The sequence below is a fragment of the Arcobacter siniprincipis (SeqCode) genome (assembly GCF_048571125.1).
In the GTDB taxonomy this organism is placed as follows: domain Bacteria; phylum Campylobacterota; class Campylobacteria; order Campylobacterales; family Arcobacteraceae; genus Arcobacter; species Arcobacter siniprincipis.
On record NZ_CP182343.1, the window covers coordinates 2464862 to 2484628 of the forward strand.

A 19767-nucleotide genomic window follows, 5' to 3' on the forward strand; every position below is an offset into this window, starting at 1 on the left:
TATTTTCCTTTACTTAGCTACTATTAGAGGTAAAGCCCCTATACTTCGAACTGTGTTATATGTGTTTCCTGTGTTATTAATTGAAAGAGTATGACTATGATTCCCTGTAGTACTAGTATTAGAATTAATATCATTTTCATATCCACCATTACCAGAACCAGTATTTCCAGTATAAGCTTTATGTGTATAATTATGACTATGATTCCCAGTTGTATTAGTACTACCACTATGATTATGACTTTTAATACCATCAGGATGATAAACCCCAGCATTTGTATCACCTATTAAGGTAGCATCAATCAAATTCATAAGTCTAAATGTTGTACTTCCATTACCAGTACTAAAATAACCACACATACCATTTGCATTTTCTGTTTGCCAATCTGTATCACTTTTTAATAGTGTTGTTTGAGTTTGAATAAAAGCCCATAAATCAGGATAATCAGTTCTATTAAAAGTACCACCACTTTGTATAAGTTGGTTAGGTCTTGGAGATTCTAAAACTTCCAATGATTGTGTACCTATGGGGATTGCTTTTGAGATAGATTCAGTTAAATCTTTTTTTAATGTTGCTATCGCTCCACTAGTTTGATTTAAATTATAGGCTAAGGAATCATTTAATACTTCATTCAATGCTTCATTCAATGCTTCATTCAAACTATCTATCTTATTACTAGAATAAGTAGTAGTACCACTAGCTGTAGTATCATTAATAGAACCCTCAGGCATACTTGCCATTGTGGTTGTTATTATTTCTTTTGATTCTAAAACATACTGTTTATTTTCTGCTACTTGTAGTGCACTATTATTTATCTCTGTTGCTACTGTATTTGCTTGGGTCCTAAAAGTATTTAGGTTTAAAACTATACTTCTTAGTTTCCCCCAAACATATCCTGCATTTGATCTAAAGATTTCAGGGTCCTGCCCTTCAACAGGAATTTTAACAGGGTCTAATTCTGTTATGGTTTCTGTTATTTGTGATGCTGCCATTATTATGATACTCCTTCGATTTCAATTTGATACTCTGACATTTGATAGCCTATAGGTATGTCAAAGTCTTTAAAAAACCCATAAACCAACAATGATGAAAAGCCTTTTTCTCTTTCATCTACGATAAATAAGCAAGGAACCCCGTTATAAATCTCTACAAGTTCAAATACACTATCTACTCTTTTATTATCTACTAAGACATTTGCTGTGATTCTTTTCCAAGTCAAGGAATTATCAGTCTTAACACTTCCGTCTGATTCTTTTGATTTAGAGATTAGATTTCTAGTACCTAAAGTTGGACTTGAATTTATAAGTGTTATTCCCCAATCCATACTCGTACCAAATGCCATATGAGTGCATTTAGCATCTGCTAAATCGTTATCAATAGTTATTTCCATCGTTGCATTATAAATCATAGGTAATTTTGTAAAATGCACTGCAGCTCTTCTTTGTGCTTTGACATAAGTCCAATCATACCAATTAGATACAGGTCTTACAGTTGCTTCTATAGTATGATTGTATCTCTCATCGCCATTTGCATCTTTAACAACTATATTTATAAACTTTGCTTGTATTCCAAAAAAAGCTACAGTATCAACATCACCTACATTTAGTGTGTATTTTATACTTTGAGCATTTATCGTTGAGTAACTTCTTCTTGGGTCAAAGATTTTATATCTATTTGTTTTTCTTTCTGCCTTCCAAATCAGATTATTAGTACCAGGTGTTATATCTTGTGTAGCTGCTTTTAGACATTTCCAAACAGTATCACCCAATTGTGTTAATTCATCTACTGCATATACTTTTGAAGCTGACTCATCATATACATCAATATCAGCTTCATATTCTGATACATTTGTACTTTTTATATCAATAGTTGCTTGTGGTGCTATTAACATCTATGCTCCCTGTTCGTTTGTTGATAAATATGATGATTCTATATTTTCAGTCATTTTTCTTAGTTTTTTTATTTCATTTGCTTGTGCTCTTATGATATATCTTGTTTCTTTTAACTCATTTATTACCCCTGACATATCCACAGAAATATTCCCACCACCTGTTGGAATACCATATCTTCTAAGACTATCTGAGAAGTTTTTATCAAGTACCATTTCCCCTTGATGTATTTTTGCCACTTGATCATATGGTACATATGAAGTTCCCACATCATAACTTGGTAAATCAACTAGTTGGCCATTTACCATTACTTGATTATTTGAGATTGCTCCTATTGAATTAAAGAACTCAATCATATTTCCAAAGGCATTTTCATCTAGTGATTGTAGTTTTGTGAAAAAGTCTCCTGCATCTACTGTGCTTAAATTTATATATGATAGATTTGTTCTTAATTTTGCTAATTCATCTGCATAAGTCAAAGCACTTTGTGCTTCAAATGATGTTCTAAAAGTAATTTCATTAGCTGCTGTTAGATTTCCACCATTTGAAAAATTAGAAATATCAAGAGGATTAGAATTTGTTCCTGCAAGTGCCTGAGCTAATGCAGTTATTACTCCTACACTTGCTACATCTGTTGCATTTCCACCTGAGTCTAAAACTTTTACTTTTAATATAGAATTATCAAGGTCAAGTCCATCTTGCAATGATTGAAGTTCATTTACTAAAGTATTTGTAATATCTGTATTATCTCCATTTTGTGCACTTTGTATTGAAGTTGAAAGAGAATTAATATCAGAAATAAGAGAAGATAAATTTGATGCTTCACTATCTGTTAGATTTCCATCTTTTGCTAAAAGAGTATCAATACTTGCTCTTTTTTGCCAAAATGATTTTATAAGCTCTTCTTGTGCATTTGCACCATCTGAGTTTGACAATAGTTTATTTACTGTAGTTTCTACACTTTGAGTTAGCTGTGTAAACTTATCAGACATTTTCTGAACAGCACTTACTGCTGTATCAAAGAGTTCAAGACTTAGTTTATCAAGGTCAAGTGCGTTTTGTACTTGCGTATAAAATAGTTCTTCTGTATTATCAATCAAACTTTTATAATCATCACTAAGTAAAACTATTCGACCTAACAACTCTTGACCTTCTGCAGTTGATATATCAATACCTTCTATAAGTTTTTTAAACCCTTCAATACTAGAAGGCATACTTATATTTAGGTTATCAAACTCTTTTTGCATCTGTTGAGTATAAAAAGTTAGCTGTTCTTCACCATTTAGAAAGTTTTTAAAATAATCCTCTAATGCCCCTGAAAGTTCATCCGCTCCCCCTGCTCCTAAAAGCATGTCAGATGTCAAATATTTAGACTCTTTTCCTACAAGAGACAACATATCTCTTACATCTTCAAAAGTTGTATATAAAGTATAAAGTTCTTCTGTAGTGCCTGAGAAGTTTTCTATCATCTGAACTACACCATTGTTAGTTCCGTATACTGCTTCATCAAGTTTTTTAATTGACTGAGTTAAAACTTCAACTCCAACATCACCTTGTTTATTTACAATATCTTTATAATTTATATCTTCAAAGCTATTACCCAGTCTATTTATATAATACTCAGCAACTTCCATACCTGATGCAACTCTTGTGAGAGTTTCAAACAGTCCTTCTCCTATACTCTGAAACTGTGTCAATGCAGGGAAAGCAGTTTGAGCTATATCATCACCTATCTTTGAAAATATATTTGATATTTGTTCTTGTAATTGTTCCCCTGATTTTCCTTTTGTAGAGATTTTCCCAATACTTACTATAAAATTTGACAAACTATTTTCTATATCAGCCGAGCTTGTATCAAGTGCCTCACCTGCTTGTAAGGTACTATCATATAGATTGCTCAAAACTAAACTAAACTGTCTTTCTACTTCATCGTCTAAACCTTGAAAGTATGTTTTTACTTTTGTTTTTGTAGAACTATGAAACCAAGACTTTTTTTTGATTTTAGTTGTTATCGTTTGATAAGCTTGTCCGTTTATTTGCTCTATTGCATCTGATAATAATGCATTGTTAAAATTTATACCATAATCTGTAAGCTTCTGTTTAACAGATGTCTTACCAAATAATCCACCAAGTATCGCACCTGTCAATTTATCAGTTGCTCCACCTAAAAAATTAGATACGGGATCTATTGCAGTTGCTATTTTGTCAAGTTGATTTTGAAAAGTTATTCCTAATCCCTTATCATCAAAACTTACCTCTGTATAACCTTCCCCAAAAGCAAAACCACCATTTTGGATAAGTAAAGCTGAAACTCCACCTATCTTTTCATCTATTGATAAAAGGCTTTGATTCATACTTGATAAAAGTTGGAATTCAGGTCTTGCATAATCTTCTAAAATCCCTAAAGAGTTCGTAATAGATTCACTTGCTTTACTTGTATCACCTAAGACACTTCCTGTACCTATATTTTCAACTTGTGCTGAAAAAGAATCAGAAGATGAAGAAACACTATCACCACCAAAAGCAATATTTGCAGAACTTAAAAGTGAAGCTACACTTGCAGCCATTGCAGCCATACGAGCAAAAGCAGTATAAGGGTCACCACTTCCTTGTGTAAGAATCGCTCTAATACCTGCAACCATAGCAAGTCCACTCTCAACGACATGAAATGCAGCAGCATCTTTTGAACCTTCATCAAACATTTGACTTACAGCCCCTGCTAATGTTCCATATCCTACTATTTGCGATTGGATTGAAGCTTCATTTATAGCTTTTGTTTTTTTAGTAAGATTTATCTCAGCAGTTTTGTATTGTTCTGAGTCTTTTGATATATCTTTAGTAAGTTTATAAAACTCATTTTGTGCTTTTAATTTCTCTTTTTCACTTTTCTTTTCTATGGTACTAAGTTGCATAGATGATTTAGCAATATTTTGAATAGTATTAGCAACACCTTCTAAGTTTGCATTCCAATCAAGAGCAGATTCACTTAAAGAGATTTGTGAGTCTAGTAAGCTCATATACTCTTCATTTGCTGTGATTAGATTATCTGTTTTATATTGGTTTTCTAAAGTATCATATACATTTTGTAACTCTTGTGCAGTTAGTATCCCTGTACTTGAAAGCTCTATGAGTTTTTGATTTACAGTTTCAATCCATTTATCATAACCCGTTCCCATTATCTGAGTATATGCACTTTGAGTTTTTATAAGATTGTCTAAATTTTTATCTTGTTCTTTTTTAATTTCTTCTATTGTATTGAGTCGTTCTAATTGCAAATTTCTTAAAGTAGACTCTTTAAATCCCATTACATCAGCTAAAGATAATGCATCTTCTGTATATTGTAGATGATTTTTTAATAACTCTATATTTGATTTATCAGTACTATTTATATTACTTTTTATCTCTTCTAATTTTAATTGATGTAATATTTCTGACTCTGTATCTGGTTCTTTTATTGAGGTTTTAACTTTTGGAGTAGTAATATCTTTTACTTTATTTTCTTTTAAAATACCCTTTAAAGCATCTTTTACCTCAATACTTGATTTTCTTAGATTGTTAAATCTATTTCTTACTTCATTAAGATATTCTAAGTCTTTTCTTTTCTCATTTTCTGATTCAAAGAAACCATTATTTGCTACATCTGCTTTTGCATTGGCTAAATTTAAACTTGCTTGTGCTAATTCTGTAGCTATCAGTGATTTTCTATATTCAAGTTGTTTTTTAGTAAGTTGTTTTAAATTTTCATTCAATCCACTATATGCATCGTCTAATATTTCTGATTTTTCTGCATTTTCTATAAATGCCTGTGTTAATTCATATACTCCAAAAGCTACAATCCCAAATATAGAAGCTCGAAGAACAATATTTAATGCTTTCATAGATATTGTACTTAACACTATACTTCTATTTACAGCTCCAAAACTTCCACCAAATGCCAAGTTATAAGCTGTCGCCATTTTTACAACACTATTGTATGTTTTATATGCGACTACTGTTGTTCCAACTGCAGTTGATACTTTAAAAATCTCATTTGCGATAAACCCTATTGTTTCAGGACTTTCGTTTAATGTATCAATACTTTGTGAAAGCTCAGTAAATCCATCAGATACAACTTTTGTAATACCATAAGTTTTATCAAATGTACCTATTATCATAGTTGTTGAGTTATTTAATTGTGAAAGTGATTGTCCAACAGTTTTATTTACACTAATAAACTCTTTACTTACCCCTTCTGCTTGATTTTGTAGGGCTTTTACTATGGCTTCACTTGTTATTTTACCTTCTGCTCCTAGCTGTCTTAGTTCTCCAATAGTTACACCCATACCATCAGCAATTGCTCTTGCTAGTCTTGGAGATTGTTCCATAACAGAATTTAACTCTTCACCTCTTAAAGTACCACTTGCCAAACCTTGTGAAAGTTGAAGAACAGCAGCATTCATAGAGTCACTACTTCCACCACTTATAATCATTGATTTAGAAATAGTATCAGTAATATTTATGAGGTCTTGTTGACTTACATTTAAGGTCTCTGTACTTCTTGCTAACCTCGAATATAAATCAACATTGCTTAATAAATCAGTTCTTGTATTTTGTGATATTGCAAATAGTGCAGCCTGCACTTCTGATAGTTGCTTAGTATTATCTGTAACTAACTTTAGCTTACTATTTACAGCTGTCATATCATCAGCAACACGAGTAAAACCTTTTGCTGATTCCAAAGATATATAAGCTGCTGCAAAACCTGCAACTGCTCTTTTCATAGATGTAGTAGTTTTAGTAACAGCATTTTCAGCTCTATCGAATCCAGATATTAATTTTTGTGTATCAGCTTTTACATCAATTAAAACTGTTCCTATTGTATTTCTACCCATTTTTTACTCCAAAAATAGCTTTTATTTTTTCTTCTAGTTGATCCTCATTAGAAGAACTACTATCACCTATATCTCTTATTAGGAACTGATTCCACTCATTATTTCCACCCATTACACTTGAAACTATATAAGTCAGATTTGCCATTTGATATTCAAGCCTATCTGCCATAAATGGTTCTTCTCTGTAATATTCAAACCATTTTATAAACTCATCATAAGACATAGTATTTTTCAACTGAGCAACGGTCTTACCTAAGTTCAATGCTAATTTAAAGAGAAACTTTTGTTCCTCTTTTACTTTTTTTCAATATCTTCTTCACTTAACTGCTTTTTAGCAGTCTCTTTTATTTGGATTTCTAATTGCTTTTTATAATCTTCTTTTTCTTTTTTTGATTTTCCAATCATAGGAATCTCACTATAAATCTCAAAAATTAAAGCTTGTCCAACACTATTAAGTTTTTTCAACTCTTCATCTGTAAAAAATGTAGGTTCAACCATAGAACACTCAACAGCATAATGAACTGCTTCTTTTTGCTTTTTTTCTCTCATTAGTTTTTCTACTATTTCAACTTCTGATATTAAAAGTTGTCTAATTTTAAAACTTTTTTTGCCACCAAGAACTTGAGGCTTAATAACTTCATCTTTTAAAAAACAATCACTTAACATACTTCTATCTGACATAATATTTTCCTTGTAGTTTTTTTATGTAGTATTTGGGAGGGGAACTACTAAAACCCCTCTTTTATACTCCTGCTGTTGCAGCAGCAACTGTTGCTAAACCAATTCTTTCAGCATTGAAAGATGATTTAAGTTTTCCGTTTTTCTCACCATCAACTTTGAAGTTAGATACTCCACAAATTTGTTTGATAGTTGTACCTGTTCCTGTTGCATCTATCTTATTATTTAACTCAATAATAATTTGAACATCACTATTTGCATCAATTGCATCTTCAAGAATATTAATCCCTTCACTTCCCTCAGGATCATATAATACACTCATAGAAAAAGCAGCTTGTGATAATGAACCAAGAGCAATAATCTCATCATATTGAGTATCATTCATAGGAGTATACTTTGTAGTATCTCTTGACTTATCTACAATTGTTCCAACTGAATCTACATGTCCAATTGCTACTGGTGAACCATCAGCTACACCTGCTGTAACTGTATCTACTAAAATTTTAATCCCACTTGCGTTAGGTGCTTTACTTTTAGCCATCTTTTTTCCTTATATATTAAATTTAAATTCAATCATCTGTCTATAAAGTTTTGTATCATCTTCATAAGGCATATCCCTAGAAACTAAATCATATGGATAATGCTTAAACTCATACAAAGCCTTTTTAACAGCAACTTTTAACTCAAAAGCTTCGCCGTATTTGAAACTGTAACAGTCCAACTGAATTGCTACATCTTCATAGCTTACTTCCCCTTGTAATGACTGAATATCTTCATCATTGACAATGGTATAAACAATCGCAGGTTTACTACACCCTTGTGGCATCACTTTTGGATATATATTTTCTCCAATAAGATTGCTTATATCAGCGTCATTTTCTAAATGCGTTACTAAATCATTTATAAAATTCATCTTCTTTTAGCCTTTTCAATTTCTCTTGGAAGTCTTTCTTCTATATATTTACCTGTGGCTTCTATTGACTGTCTACTTTGTTGTTCATATGCAGGTCTCATAAATGGAGAAGGAACTGATGTTGAACTTCCATACTCTTTTCGTGCCCAATTATTTCCTTTTCTTCCTTCTTCAACAATATTTGAGTAGTTATAATGTTTTTCATTTTTCCTATCTTGAATCTTATGCATTTTTTTTGTTAAAGGAGCAACTGCAAAACTAATAATATTTTTATTTTTAGAATTGATTTTTACAACACCTATTGCTTTTTTTAATGTGCCTGTATCATCATTTTCAATATTTGAACGAGCATCATCAACAATAGGTTTACACCCTGCTCTAACTGCACCATTCATTACATTTTTTTGAATATTTTTAGGAAGATTTTTAAGCCCTTTTAAAACTTCTTCTAGTCCTTTAAATTCTGAATCAATCACAATATTTCCTTTGCTATGATTTCTAGTTCTTTACTTCTCTCACCTACATTTATTACTGAAATAATGTCAAATGTTCTATCACCATATTTAATACTCATCTTCGTATCTATACCAGGTATGTATCTGCATTTGATTTTATGAGTTGATTCAGAATAACGCTGATTACTCATATATTTTTCACTTCCAGATATTGGAATAATATTTGACCAAGCCATTTCAAATGATTCTGGGATTTGAGTTGGTGAGCCATAATCATCCCGTCCACTTTTCATTGATATAAACTCAATTTTATGTTTTAAAGAACCTGCTCTCATCACAAACTTCTTATCTTATATCTATCAAGTACATTATTTACATGATTTGTTTTAGCAACAATTGTCCCTATTACTAACTCTTCTTTGTACTCATTTAATGTAGATACTCTAACATTGAGCCAATTTCTTAAATCCTCAGGGAAATTATCCCCATAACCACACTTAAAAGTGATTTTTACTGCTTTTTTATGTGTTTTCCCAAGAGAAGGGATTGTTTCAAAATAAATAATCCCAACTTCATGTTTTTCATAAAGATAATAAGTACTTGAATCCACCTCTTGATAAACTCCATCTAGGTCCATTGTCTCAATTTTATCTACTGAGATAATCGGATTTTTTGGAAGTTTTATTTCATGAGAATGAATACAAGGCAAATATAGCTCATAAGTAGCATCTGCAAACTGTCTATTTGTAATATCCTCAGCCTCTTTGATTGCTGATTTAATTAGTTCTTGTATATTTGCATCATCATTATTTCCAATAGCTTTTAAAAAAGATTTTGCATCATCTAGTTTTAAAACTTTGTCAAGTGATATTGGTGCTACTATTTGAACTAACATCTATTTACCTTCTCCCTCATTGTTATCTTTTGATAAATCATCTTTTTTATTGTCATTAGCATTATCATTATTTTCACCTAATCCTGCATATGATTTATAATAGTTTTCACCATCACCTAAAGAGTGAGTGATTTCATCCACTCTTATTTGAAGTTTTGATCTCTCAGCTTCAAGTTCATCTTTATGTAGTATTGCTGCAGCTTGTTCTTCTTTTTCTTTTTGAATAGTTTCTTCTTCTTCAATTTCTTTAAGAGCTGTCTCATATGCTTTTTTATTAGTTGGTTTTGCAATACCTGCTGCAACCAATCTAATAGCTTCTTTGTTTCCAAAGTCATGTTTAGAATTGACTTTGAAAACTTTTTCACCACTCATTCCCTGTAAAAATTCGACATTCAACATGATTTATCCTTACGCTGCAGCGTTTTGTCCTACAACAAATGCTTCATCTATCATTCTTTTTGCATCAACTCTAACTCTAACTTTAAACCCTACCATACCTTGGTCTGCATATTTTTCATTTAATCTTTGAATAGACATATCACCTCTATCAGCAATGTGATAAAATGTAAAATCTCCAAATACTAAGAATTTAGCAGATGCACCCATATCAGGCATATTTTCATCAATAATATATGGTCTACCTTCTAAAGTTCCATTTTTAATTTCATCTTTGAAAACTTTTTGACCATTTCCGTTTTCAATAGCTCTAATCTTTTTAAGAGTTTTACTATTAAATCTCCAAGTTGCTCTTTGTCTATATGCTTCACCAAGTGCATAAAAAATAGATGAGATTTCATCTTCTGTGATTGCATTAACTGCTGCAGTTGTTGTTTCAGTTGTTGCAACAAGACCAGTTGAATAACCATATGGTTTTTTTGTACCATCACCACTACAAAAAGCAGGTGCTTCTGCTTTATCAATCCCAATTGCAATTTGTCCAGACATATATGCATCAAAATCAATCATATTGTCTTGAAGTAACTCTTCTGATACTTTAATAATACCACCTAGTTTCCATGCTCCAATTTGTTTATTTCCAAATTTTGAGTCAGTTACACCATAGTCATTTCCCTCATCAATCCATGTAAATGCAGGAGCATCACCTTCAACTGGAATATTTTTTGTTGATTCAGTTGCATATACTGTTGAAATACTTCTTGTTCTTGAAAATGTAATTAACTTTTGAAGGACAGTTTTTTGATATGTTTCAGGAACAATATAACCACCATCGGCATCAACTCCAACAGTCATTGTTGCTCTAAAATCACCTAATTCAGCACCAGTAATATATGCGTTGAAACCTTTTTTATACTCAGGAGTTGCAATAGCTCTTGCAGTGGCAGCAGGTAAAACACCCTCTTCTTTAAAAGAATCCATATCCCCTTTTGCTTTTGAAATATCAATATCTCTTGATAATGCATCAAACTCTTGTTTTGTTTGGTTATATTGAGCCTTTACAGTCTCATCCATAGTTGGGTTGTTTTTTACCAACGATTCCATTGCTTCAAATTTTTCTGCTCTCGCAGCTATTAACTTAATTAAACTCATAGGTTCATTCCTTTTTTTATGATTTCTATTTCTCTTAATCTATTTTCGTGTTCAGCAGTATCTGCCACCTGATTCCCCAAAACTTCAACATCATCTTGCACTTGTGCAAGGAATCCATCTTTAGTGAGTTTTGCAGCCATTTGCACGAACTCATCTTTATTAAAATTTTCCGACATATGTTTACTACACCCTTTAAACTGCTCTTTACTTAATGAAATAGCCTCCTGCTTTGTAGTATCTGTTTCTGTTGATATAATACTGTCACAAAAACCATTTTTTAAGATTTCATCACCATAAAAGTACGATTCATCATCCATAAGTTTTTGAATCTCTTCTTTTTTCTTACCTGTTTTAGAAATATACTTTTTAGCTAGAATAGAAGATAAACCTTCTAAAATATCAGCAGTATGTCTCATAGCTCTATGATCTCCTACGCAAAAAGACCAACCGTTATGGATCATATATGTTGCATTGTCATATACTGAAATAGTATCTCCTGCAAGTGCAATATATGAAGCCATTGATGCAGCTAAACTTGTAATAACTACATGGATTTGACCTCTATCGTATGATTTAAGAGCGTTATATATTTCTATTCCTTGAAAAATATCCCCACCAGGACAAGAAATCTTAACTGTTACATCTCCATCCATCCCTGCTAATAGAGAAATAAATCTTTGTGCAGATATTCCCCAATCACCAATTTCATCATTAAGTAATAATTCATTCATTATTCTGACCTTTTTTTATAATATTTTTAACTGTGTTATATGATGTTTGCATGAAGTACTCATCGCCACCTTCATATCCGTTTTCATCCTCAAAACCTCTTATCTCATTTGAGCTATAACCTGCTATTCCATGCATAGTTTTATAAAACTCACCTCTTGTTTTTGTATCTGCTCTCATAAGTGCGTTATATTTAAATTTGATTGATATTTCATCTTCTTGTTTTTCTGTAAGTAAAAAGTTTAATCTAAATCTCTCTTCACATAAAATAATGATTGGTAATAATGTACCCGTATAGAGTCTTTGTGATTTTTCTTCAAGATTTCCATATGCTGTATTTGTAGAATCATTTAACATATCAACAGGTACACCAAAAAGTACTCCTATCTCTTCTCTATTTAATTTTTTTGATTCAATCCATTGGGCATCTGTATTTTTCATCTCAACTGGTGTAAATTTTAAACCCTCTTCTAAAAGCATAGTTTTACCTGCGTTTCCTACACCTTCAAATTTATCTTCTAAATCATCTTTTAATCTTTTAAATGCAGGTTCAGTAAGAGTTCCAGTCTCTTTAGTAAAAATACCACTAATAGATACACCATTTTTAAATACTCTATTTCCATGTTTACTTGTGTTATCTGCATATTCTAAAGTTTCTCTTGCTATTTCAACTCTTGTAAGACCAATAAGTCCTTCTGAATCAGGTACATCCATAAGATGTAATATCTGATAATCAGGAACTTTTTTATTATCATAGGTATAGATTTTAGTTCTATTTGGTCCCCATGTTACTTTCATCAAGTCAGCTTTTAAAGGATAAAGTGCTTTTACACTTGCATCTCTATTAAATATGATTTGGCAGTAGTGATTTCCTCTTAGGTCTAAATCTTGACTTAACATCTTTTTCCACTCAAAAGCTGTTAAGTTAGGATTTGGTTTATATCTTAGGATTTTATATAAAGGATTTTTTCTAGCTTCTACTTTTCCTGTTTCTGTTCTTCTATAAACTTTTATAGGTATAACTGCTAAGGCATTTGCTTTTATATTTACACAGCCAAAAACATTTACAAGTCTTTGTGCTGTTGCAGGAGAGATTCTACTTGAACGACCAAATAAACTTCTAATCCCTGATGTATCACTTGTACTAATATTTACATTTTCAGCTCCTAAAAATGAGTTTAAGAATTTCTTCATTCTGTAACCTCTGCTTTATTAGCAAAAGTCAAAAATAAAACTACCAATAAAACTGAAACAATTAATGATATACCTAACACATAAGTACATGCTTTAGCATAAATAAAAAATGTTCCAATACTAAATACTATTGAAAGGAGAACAAACAAAAAAAGTAATGCGATTGATAGTTTTATTTTTTCCATGAGAGAATCATACAAAATTGCCGTCCATCCCGATGGACATTGGAAAGTTTTGGAAAAGAATTTGTAAATTTGTCTAAAGAGACCGTAATCCCCTAGTTTCATAAACTGATTCTTTGTTTTCTTCTGTGGCTTCATAATAAGAAAGTGCATTTATAATAGCAGCTGGTCCGTCTATTTTTCTATTTGGGTCTGTTTTATCAGGTTTGATATTTCCTGCAGCATCAAATAAAATAGTAAGATTTGAAATCATCCAAGTAGTAACAGGGTCTCCATTATGTATAAGCTTTTTACTCTTAACAAGATCCAATAAAAACTTAGTAGGAGAAGTTAAAGAGATATATCCTTGTCTTAATGGGATGCAATCTTCAAAACCATTATCAACTATACGCTTTACTAGATGTTTTGCTTTGTATGCATCATATACAACTGCATTGGTATCAGGGATATCTTCTTCAATATCATTATAAATATAATCATAGTCAATAGTACTACCAGGTGTTGCTGTTATATATCCTTGATTTACCCATGATAAAAGTGGCACTTTAAGAGTTCGCTCTCTTTCAAGTACATTATCTTTTGGTATATAGTAATTCATCTTTAAATAGTAAATATCATCTATCTTATAGATTTTAGCTTTTGCTGTAAAATCATCTGTAACAGATAAATCAAACCCTTGTACTTTTTTGATATTTGTTTCATCTGCTAGTTTACCCTCGCACTCTTTCCATTCATGGATAGGAATATAAGATTCTGCTGCATTGGTCCATATATTTAGATTCTTTACTAAGAAGTTGTTTTTTGTCTCTGGTCTTTCGTATGCTCTCTTTGCTTGTCTTTGCATATAATCCTTTGATACAGATACTCCATAGTTTGGATTTGCTTTTATCCAAGTCTTTTCTTCAAATGGATCATCATCTTTATCAGGTTCTGCAATAAAAGCAAAAAAGGTATCATCTTCAATTGCACCATCTAATATCTTTTTCCCATATTCATACATATTGAAAGCAGGGCTCATAAGTTTAAATCCACCTGTAGTAATTGATAACATAAGTGGTTGTATTCTTGAACCCTGACCACTTTCTACAACTTCAAACAAACTATTATCAGGATGGGCATGATATTCATCTGCTACACCTATTGTTGGATTACTTCCATCTTCTGTATCGCTATCTCTTCCAAGAGTTGAAAATGTAGTATCAGTTTTTTTCATAGTAATAACACCATAAGAAGTCATGCAATCCTCTTTTAAATCCTTATGAGCATTTACCATTTTTTCTACACCCGTCCATGCAAGTTTTGCTTGTTTGTTTTTTGTAGCAAATATAATAACTTCCCCACCTATTTCAAATCTTATTATACTATCTGCTATTGTAATAGCTGAGGCAAGAAGGGTTTTACCATTTTTCCTAGGTATAAAGAAAAAGACTGTATTAAATCTTCTTACCCATCTGTTTTTGTCATTTAATCTTTCCCAACCAAAAGCAATCACAATAGCTTTCTTTTGCCATGCTTCAAGTTTTATATTTTGTCCTGCGAATTCACCTTTATAATGATTTAGCTGCTCTATGATTTTGATATAAGCTATTCCTAATTTCTTATTAAATCTAAGATGTGGTTTTTCTCCATTTTCAACAGCTAAAAGGTCCTTTTGATGTCGTTCAAAAGTTTTTTCATAATATGGTTTTAACTCTTCACCATCAAATATCATTTAGATCCTCATCATCCATATTTAATTCAGCAACTACATCAAAGATACTTTTTTGTTCTTGTCCTGGTCTGTCAAATTTGAGTCCAAGTTTTTTTCTAGCTGATATTGAAAGCCCAAGTTGATTTGATACTGTTATAAGATTTTTTTGTACAGCTTGATATGCATTAAATGTTGGATTTAGATATGTTCCACCTGTCTTAAGACTTCGTAAAGTATATCCTTCTATTTGAACTTGTTCTGCAAGATAAAGATATTCTTCATAACTCTTAGCAACCATTATTATCATAGGTTCATCTGTCGGTGAGTACTGATTCCCTAGTTCATTTTTTATTTCATCCATTTTTCTTAAGGCAGTTTTACCAAGTATTTTTTCATGCTTTTTTTCTTGTAAATTGGAAACTTTTTTGGAATTTCGATGTGATGTATCCCAATTATATTTTTTGACAAAATTTGCGATTTGAGTGTGACTAGTGTTATAATCTTTAGCTATGGCACGATAAGAGTCTTTTGTTTTTTCAACTCTATCTTTGATTTTGTCTAAGTTTTCCATTTATACCCTACCCCTCGAGAATGGTTTGTGTAAAAAGTTGTGAGGATGCTCGGTGTTCAGACAGTTCTTACTGTAGAAAAAAGACCACCCCCCTCTTACTTGTTCCATCTATTTCCCTCTTGATTTTCTTTAATATTATGGCAACTATTACACATCGGTTGTAAGTTATCATCATCTAGTTTACTTCCACCATCTTTTATTGCAATTATATGATCAACCATTTCAGCAGGTCTTTTACAACTAACACAAAATGGACTATTATTTAATACTTGTTCTCTTTTATTCTTCCATACTTTACTATGATAAAATTTATTTGAGTCTTGATTTCTTTGAGTTTTATCATAAACTTTTGCACTAGTTTTTCTACATTGTGGACAGCCTTTATAATTTGCTTCTTGTTCAAATAATCCATGTATAGGACATATTCTTTTACTCATTTATAAAATCCTAACAATGTATTTTTAGTCAACCAAACAGTATGAATAAAACTATCAGCTTCTTCTTGTGTTATCTTGCAGCAGATATAGTTTTCATCTAATAACTTTTTAATATCACAATCCAATTTGACAAAAAGAAAAGTTCCTTCTTTGATAATATCAGCTTTAATATCTATGTTTCTATTATGTGCTTTAGAAAAATATCCACAACTTAATCCTAATTTTTGTTGAACAACAAAAGCTAACTCATATGCTTTCTTATCTATCTTTTGTGGAGCATTTTCTAATATCTCCAATACAATCTTCTTTGATACCTCAGGATACTTTGCAGTTATCTCTCCTGCATAGTCTAATAAGTCTTTTGGTAAATTATTCATGCACTTCTCGCTTTGATTTGTTCTAAGATTTTTTGGTCTTGTGTTTTATTTTCTATTTGATTTCGTGGATCATACTTGATAAGAGTTTGTACTGTTATCACTTTCAATAACTCACTTTCAAACTTTGGTTTATTTCTCTTAACTAAATTAAATATTACAACCTTATCTCCAATCTTAAAAAGATATTTTAAATCAGATTCAGAAAAATATAATTTATCACCTGCCTTTGTTTTTTCCATACAGAAATCTCTAATATCTTTACCTTCTGCCTCAATCTGCCAAGCTATTCTATCCATCAACCAACATGTTTTTTTAAATAAATATTCTGAATAATTTTCTACTTTCTTTTTAGAACTATCAGATAATCTAGGTCTTGTGTAATAATCAAAGTCTTGTTTCAAACTATTAAACTTTTGAACACCATTCATAAAATTGTACTTTTCCATTCTAAAATTATTTTTAATAAAGTCTTTAAACTTTGGTAAATCATCGACAGGTATTGTCTTAATATCCTCAATCATATCTGCAATTGTAAATTGGCTTTCTGTTTTTATATTCAACAACTCTGCTATATATATTACGAAATCATCTGGTCTTATACTCATGATATTATCCTCGCTTCTTCTATATCTTTATCAGATTGGTTATGATTATTAAAATAACTTTTAATCATGTCATTGGTTTTATTATTACCTTGTGTTGGTTTCAATTCTTTAGCTACTTGATAATCTCTATAAGCTCTATCTTGAATAAAATTTAAAAGTGATTTAATATATTTTTCATCAACTGGTAAAACTTTAGAATAGTTTTCTAATCCGATTAAAAGCATTTGAAGATTATCTTCAGGTGGAAGTAATGCCATTGCATTTATCGATTTTATTTCTTTTATTTTTTCTTGTAGTTGTGAGATATTTTTATAATAAAAAGTGATTATGTCTTTAGGCTTAATTTCATAGTGTGATAATATAGTAGAGGGATAATGTATAGTAGTAGGATATGTCGGATTTATTTCCGAGTTATTTTCGGATTTATTTCCGAGTTTATTCGGATTTATTTCCGACATAGTGTCATTTTCATTATTCGGATTTATTTCCGACATAGTGTTTTTGTCTATATTTAGATTATTACTATCGTTATAATAGTCATTTTTACTATTTTTAGTTATATCGTTGTTATTATCTTCTTCAATTTTTTCGGATTTATTTCCGAGTTTATCATTTGTATTGCTTGAGTGATATTTTTTTCCCAATTCAGTTATCTTGATACAGTCTCTTTTTCCACTTTTAACATAATCAATAAGTCCTAAAGTTTCAAGACTTTTTAAGTGTCGATAAGTTGTATCAGGTTTTAAATTTAAAAGAGGCAATTCACTACATATAGTTTGTCTTGCTACCCAATAATATATTTCATTGTCTATTGCTACAGCTTTTGCCCAAACAGCAGATGTAGTCAATAAGTCAAATATATGTGCTTGATTTATATTCTTTATACCTAATTGTATGGCTTGGTCTTGGCTAACTTGGATTTTATACTTCATATTTCCCTCTTAAAAATTTCTTCTTTTTTTTAGCTTTTTTTATAAACTGCTTTATCCTCCTGTGTTAGTATCAACACAAGAAGGACTTGATTAAAAATCAACGGTATGATTAAATAGTTTTTAGATACTAATTATTTACACTGCATCACCTCTTTTGGAATTGTTAAAGCCTGTATCATCTTCGTTCTCATTTTAGTTATAAGTTGAGTTAGTTTCTTTAACTCTTTTGTTTCTTCACAAGGAATCCAAACCCTACCATGACAAGTTCTATACCACATGACTATTCCTCCTCTGTTTCTTTGTTTTCAAAGTCTTGTTTCAGCTGTTGAAGTGCTTTTATTGCTTCGTCTATTTCTGTTATACTTTTGATTTTTTCTTTCATAGTTACTTTTTCATCCATAAGAGATTCTTTTGACTCTTTGAAAGCTTCACCAAACTCTATCATTGCAACATCTACTTGAATATTTATTTCATTTGTATTTTTACTATGTTTTAGTACATCTAGCTTTTTAAGTTCAAAGCCATGTTTTCCTGCAAAATACTCCAAAGTAGAAAAATCTCCACATAGCTCTAAGTGTTGATTCCATTCGCTTACTGTTATATCATTCTCGTTGTTCGAGGGTTTCAATTTAGCTTCATAAGTTGATTCACTCATGCCTAACTCATGAGCAGCTTCTGCTACTGTAAAACTATTATTTAATCTATCTTTATTAAAAGATTTTCTAAATAGTGATAAAAACCTAGAATCCTTAGAATCTTTTTTAAATTTATATTCTTTCATGACACCTTTTCCTTGCTTGGATATTTACTTTCTTTTTCTTCATCTGTTATAGTTTCATTAATATATGATTTAATATCTTTCCATGAATCAAATGGGATATTAAAATCATTATTAAGAGTTAAGATAATCTCATAAGAAGGTTTTCTTTCACCCCTAACAATTGCATTAACAGTTGAAGTTTTGTAAAAAATTTGCAAAATTTCTTTTAATTTATTTTTTTCCATTAAGAATGATACGATATGTATCTTTAAAGAAAGTTTAAATTAATACATAATGTATTTTTAAAATTGATACAATTTGTACTTTATAAGAAGGAATTATTTTGAAAAAAAAATTAGAAGATTTTCAATTTGCATATAATTTGAGAAGAATTATGAATCATAAAAATATTACTGGGGAAAACTTAGGTGAACTATTAGGAGTAACAAAAGGTACTGTTATTCACTGGGCAAATGGTACTAGATTTCCAAAAGAAGAATCAATAAGAAAACTTGTTGAAGTTTTAAAAATTTCATATGATGATTTATTTTGGGGAGAAGAAAAGTTAACTATGAATAAAAAGATTCCATTAATTGGTCTTGCTCACTGTGGCGAACCTGCAATTTATGATTTAAATGGATATGAGCCTATTAATGTTCCTGACAATATTTATAAAGAAGGAATGTATGCAGTAAAAGTAGAAGGTGATAGTATGCTTCCTAAAATAGCGAATGGTGATATTTTATATTGTTTATCAGAATCTAAAGTACATATAAATAGTGGAGATATTGTACATTATAAATTAGATGAAGATAGCGGTGTTAAAAAATATAAAATAAATGAAAATGAAACTATTATTTCGCTAATTCCCTTAAATAGTGATTATGAAGTTATTAATATACATTGTGATGATATTATAGAACTTTCTATGGCAAAAGTTATTGGTTCATACCGAGAATTTTAATAATATATAGGTTGAAAAGGATTATATACTTGAACTTCCATCACTTAAAATATAGATTTATGATAAGTGCTATACTTTG

General features: G+C 30.7%; 24 protein-coding genes. 1 reads left to right on the forward strand and 23 read right to left on the reverse strand.

Going from position 1 to position 19767, the window contains the following annotated elements; all coding sequences use genetic code 11:
• Positions 1-9: 9 nt before the first annotated feature.
• From ACNI3D_RS12525 to ACNI3D_RS12635, 23 genes are all read right to left on the reverse strand, one after another.
• Entirely contained in the window at positions 10-990 is a 981-nt protein-coding gene (locus tag ACNI3D_RS12525; protein WP_419767237.1) for a hypothetical protein, read from the reverse strand.
• Between the two features lie 2 nt (positions 991-992).
• Positions 993-1889, reverse strand: coding sequence for a hypothetical protein (locus tag ACNI3D_RS12530; RefSeq protein ID WP_419767238.1), 897 nt, complete (start codon positions 1887-1889; stop codon positions 993-995).
• Positions 1890-6758, reverse strand: coding sequence for a tape measure protein (locus ACNI3D_RS12535; RefSeq protein ID WP_419767239.1), 4869 nt, complete (start codon positions 6756-6758; stop codon positions 1890-1892).
• Positions 6751-6993: a phage tail assembly protein T gene (locus tag ACNI3D_RS12540; RefSeq protein WP_419767240.1), complete on the reverse strand. Its 243-nt coding sequence runs from the start codon at positions 6991-6993 to the stop codon at positions 6751-6753. Before ACNI3D_RS12540 ends, ACNI3D_RS12535 begins: the two co-directional genes overlap by 8 nt.
• A 59-nt stretch (positions 6994-7052) precedes the next feature.
• Positions 7053-7439 (reverse strand): hypothetical protein, encoded by a 387-nt coding sequence (locus ACNI3D_RS12545; RefSeq protein WP_419767241.1) that lies wholly within the window; start codon positions 7437-7439, stop codon positions 7053-7055.
• Positions 7440-7500: 61 nt separating this feature from the next.
• The gene (locus ACNI3D_RS12550) at positions 7501-7977 is read right to left on the reverse strand and encodes a hypothetical protein (protein WP_419767242.1); all 477 of its coding nucleotides are present in this window, start codon (positions 7975-7977) and stop codon (positions 7501-7503) included.
• Positions 7978-7986: 9 nt separating this feature from the next.
• Positions 7987-8349, reverse strand: coding sequence for a DUF3168 domain-containing protein (locus ACNI3D_RS12555; protein WP_419767243.1), 363 nt, complete (start codon positions 8347-8349; stop codon positions 7987-7989).
• Positions 8346-8825, reverse strand: a complete 480-nt coding sequence (locus ACNI3D_RS12560) for an HK97-gp10 family putative phage morphogenesis protein (RefSeq protein WP_419767244.1) — start codon at positions 8823-8825, stop codon at positions 8346-8348. Before ACNI3D_RS12560 ends, ACNI3D_RS12555 begins: the two co-directional genes overlap by 4 nt.
• Positions 8822-9139, reverse strand: coding sequence for a phage head closure protein (locus tag ACNI3D_RS12565; protein ID WP_419767245.1), 318 nt, complete (start codon positions 9137-9139; stop codon positions 8822-8824). Before ACNI3D_RS12565 ends, ACNI3D_RS12560 begins: the two co-directional genes overlap by 4 nt.
• Positions 9139-9699 carry a head-tail connector protein gene (locus ACNI3D_RS12570; protein WP_419767246.1) on the reverse strand — a complete coding sequence of 187 codons (561 nt, stop codon included), beginning with the start codon at positions 9697-9699 and terminating at the stop codon, positions 9139-9141. Before ACNI3D_RS12570 ends, ACNI3D_RS12565 begins: the two co-directional genes overlap by 1 nt.
• Positions 9700-10098, reverse strand: coding sequence for a hypothetical protein (locus ACNI3D_RS12575; RefSeq protein WP_419767247.1), 399 nt, complete (start codon positions 10096-10098; stop codon positions 9700-9702).
• A 9-nt stretch (positions 10099-10107) separates the two neighbouring features.
• Positions 10108-11247 carry a phage major capsid protein gene (locus ACNI3D_RS12580; protein WP_419767248.1) on the reverse strand — a complete coding sequence of 380 codons (1140 nt, stop codon included), beginning with the start codon at positions 11245-11247 and terminating at the stop codon, positions 10108-10110.
• The gene (locus ACNI3D_RS12585) at positions 11244-11978 is read right to left on the reverse strand and encodes a head maturation protease, ClpP-related (protein ID WP_419767249.1); all 735 of its coding nucleotides are present in this window, start codon (positions 11976-11978) and stop codon (positions 11244-11246) included. Before ACNI3D_RS12585 ends, ACNI3D_RS12580 begins: the two co-directional genes overlap by 4 nt.
• Positions 11971-13170, reverse strand: a complete 1200-nt coding sequence (locus ACNI3D_RS12590; RefSeq protein ID WP_419767250.1) for a phage portal protein — start codon at positions 13168-13170, stop codon at positions 11971-11973. The genes ACNI3D_RS12585 and ACNI3D_RS12590 overlap by 8 nt, the downstream gene beginning before the upstream one ends.
• A 258-nt stretch (positions 13171-13428) precedes the next feature.
• Complete coding sequence (locus tag ACNI3D_RS12595) at positions 13429-15063, reverse strand: terminase large subunit (RefSeq protein WP_419767251.1); 1635 nt, start codon at positions 15061-15063, stop codon at positions 13429-13431.
• Positions 15053-15613: a P27 family phage terminase small subunit gene (locus ACNI3D_RS12600; protein WP_419767252.1), complete on the reverse strand. Its 561-nt coding sequence runs from the start codon at positions 15611-15613 to the stop codon at positions 15053-15055. Before ACNI3D_RS12600 ends, ACNI3D_RS12595 begins: the two co-directional genes overlap by 11 nt.
• Before the next feature lie 95 nt (positions 15614-15708).
• On the reverse strand, positions 15709-16050 hold the full coding sequence (locus ACNI3D_RS12605) for an HNH endonuclease (protein ID WP_419767253.1): 342 nt from the start codon (positions 16048-16050) through the stop codon (positions 15709-15711).
• A complete protein-coding gene (locus ACNI3D_RS12610) occupies positions 16047-16427 on the reverse strand; it encodes a hypothetical protein (protein ID WP_419767254.1) in 381 nt (126 codons plus the stop codon). Before ACNI3D_RS12610 ends, ACNI3D_RS12605 begins: the two co-directional genes overlap by 4 nt.
• Entirely contained in the window at positions 16424-17032 is a 609-nt protein-coding gene (locus tag ACNI3D_RS12615) for a hypothetical protein (protein ID WP_419767255.1), read from the reverse strand. Before ACNI3D_RS12615 ends, ACNI3D_RS12610 begins: the two co-directional genes overlap by 4 nt.
• Positions 17029-17964, reverse strand: coding sequence for a hypothetical protein (locus tag ACNI3D_RS12620; protein WP_419767256.1), 936 nt, complete (start codon positions 17962-17964; stop codon positions 17029-17031). Before ACNI3D_RS12620 ends, ACNI3D_RS12615 begins: the two co-directional genes overlap by 4 nt.
• A gap of 131 nt (positions 17965-18095) precedes the next feature.
• Entirely contained in the window at positions 18096-18242 is a 147-nt protein-coding gene (locus ACNI3D_RS12625) for a hypothetical protein (RefSeq protein WP_419767257.1), read from the reverse strand.
• 2 nt (positions 18243-18244) lie between these two features.
• Positions 18245-18745 (reverse strand): phage regulatory CII family protein, encoded by a 501-nt coding sequence (locus ACNI3D_RS12630; protein WP_419767258.1) that lies wholly within the window; start codon positions 18743-18745, stop codon positions 18245-18247.
• The gene (locus ACNI3D_RS12635; protein WP_419767259.1) at positions 18742-18969 is read right to left on the reverse strand and encodes a hypothetical protein; all 228 of its coding nucleotides are present in this window, start codon (positions 18967-18969) and stop codon (positions 18742-18744) included. The genes ACNI3D_RS12630 and ACNI3D_RS12635 overlap by 4 nt, the downstream gene beginning before the upstream one ends.
• A 98-nt stretch (positions 18970-19067) precedes the next feature.
• Between ACNI3D_RS12635 and ACNI3D_RS12640 the strand changes: the two genes are divergently transcribed.
• A complete protein-coding gene (locus ACNI3D_RS12640; RefSeq protein WP_419767260.1) occupies positions 19068-19688 on the forward strand; it encodes a S24 family peptidase in 621 nt (206 codons plus the stop codon).
• Positions 19689-19767: the final 79 nt, after the last annotated feature.

What these genes read in the sequence shown, in the direction of transcription:
- ACNI3D_RS12525 (WP_419767237.1), bottom strand. Translation starts at nt 990, where the DNA reads ATGGCAGCATCACAAATAACAGAAACCATAACAGAATTAGACCCTGTT.
- ACNI3D_RS12530 (WP_419767238.1), bottom strand. Translation starts at nt 1,889, where the DNA reads ATGTTAATAGCACCACAAGCAACTATTGATATAAAAAGTACAAATGTA.
- ACNI3D_RS12535 (WP_419767239.1), bottom strand. Translation starts at nt 6,758, where the DNA reads ATGGGTAGAAATACAATAGGAACAGTTTTAATTGATGTAAAAGCTGAT.
- ACNI3D_RS12545 (WP_419767241.1), bottom strand. Translation starts at nt 7,439, where the DNA reads ATGTCAGATAGAAGTATGTTAAGTGATTGTTTTTTAAAAGATGAAGTT.
- ACNI3D_RS12550 (WP_419767242.1), bottom strand. Translation starts at nt 7,977, where the DNA reads ATGGCTAAAAGTAAAGCACCTAACGCAAGTGGGATTAAAATTTTAGTA.
- ACNI3D_RS12555 (WP_419767243.1), bottom strand. Translation starts at nt 8,349, where the DNA reads ATGAATTTTATAAATGATTTAGTAACGCATTTAGAAAATGACGCTGAT.
- ACNI3D_RS12565 (WP_419767245.1), bottom strand. Translation starts at nt 9,139, where the DNA reads ATGAGAGCAGGTTCTTTAAAACATAAAATTGAGTTTATATCAATGAAA.
- ACNI3D_RS12570 (WP_419767246.1), bottom strand. Translation starts at nt 9,699, where the DNA reads ATGTTAGTTCAAATAGTAGCACCAATATCACTTGACAAAGTTTTAAAA.
- ACNI3D_RS12575 (WP_419767247.1), bottom strand. Translation starts at nt 10,098, where the DNA reads ATGTTGAATGTCGAATTTTTACAGGGAATGAGTGGTGAAAAAGTTTTC.
- ACNI3D_RS12580 (WP_419767248.1), bottom strand. Translation starts at nt 11,247, where the DNA reads ATGAGTTTAATTAAGTTAATAGCTGCGAGAGCAGAAAAATTTGAAGCA.
- ACNI3D_RS12585 (WP_419767249.1), bottom strand. Translation starts at nt 11,978, where the DNA reads ATGAATGAATTATTACTTAATGATGAAATTGGTGATTGGGGAATATCT.
- ACNI3D_RS12590 (WP_419767250.1), bottom strand. Translation starts at nt 13,170, where the DNA reads ATGAAGAAATTCTTAAACTCATTTTTAGGAGCTGAAAATGTAAATATT.
- ACNI3D_RS12595 (WP_419767251.1), bottom strand. Translation starts at nt 15,063, where the DNA reads ATGATATTTGATGGTGAAGAGTTAAAACCATATTATGAAAAAACTTTT.
- ACNI3D_RS12600 (WP_419767252.1), bottom strand. Translation starts at nt 15,613, where the DNA reads ATGGAAAACTTAGACAAAATCAAAGATAGAGTTGAAAAAACAAAAGAC.
- ACNI3D_RS12605 (WP_419767253.1), bottom strand. Translation starts at nt 16,050, where the DNA reads ATGAGTAAAAGAATATGTCCTATACATGGATTATTTGAACAAGAAGCA.
- ACNI3D_RS12610 (WP_419767254.1), bottom strand. Translation starts at nt 16,427, where the DNA reads ATGAATAATTTACCAAAAGACTTATTAGACTATGCAGGAGAGATAACT.
- ACNI3D_RS12615 (WP_419767255.1), bottom strand. Translation starts at nt 17,032, where the DNA reads ATGAGTATAAGACCAGATGATTTCGTAATATATATAGCAGAGTTGTTG.
- ACNI3D_RS12620 (WP_419767256.1), bottom strand. Translation starts at nt 17,964, where the DNA reads ATGAAGTATAAAATCCAAGTTAGCCAAGACCAAGCCATACAATTAGGT.
- ACNI3D_RS12625 (WP_419767257.1), bottom strand. Translation starts at nt 18,242, where the DNA reads ATGTGGTATAGAACTTGTCATGGTAGGGTTTGGATTCCTTGTGAAGAA.
- ACNI3D_RS12630 (WP_419767258.1), bottom strand. Translation starts at nt 18,745, where the DNA reads ATGAAAGAATATAAATTTAAAAAAGATTCTAAGGATTCTAGGTTTTTA.
- ACNI3D_RS12635 (WP_419767259.1), bottom strand. Translation starts at nt 18,969, where the DNA reads ATGGAAAAAAATAAATTAAAAGAAATTTTGCAAATTTTTTACAAAACT.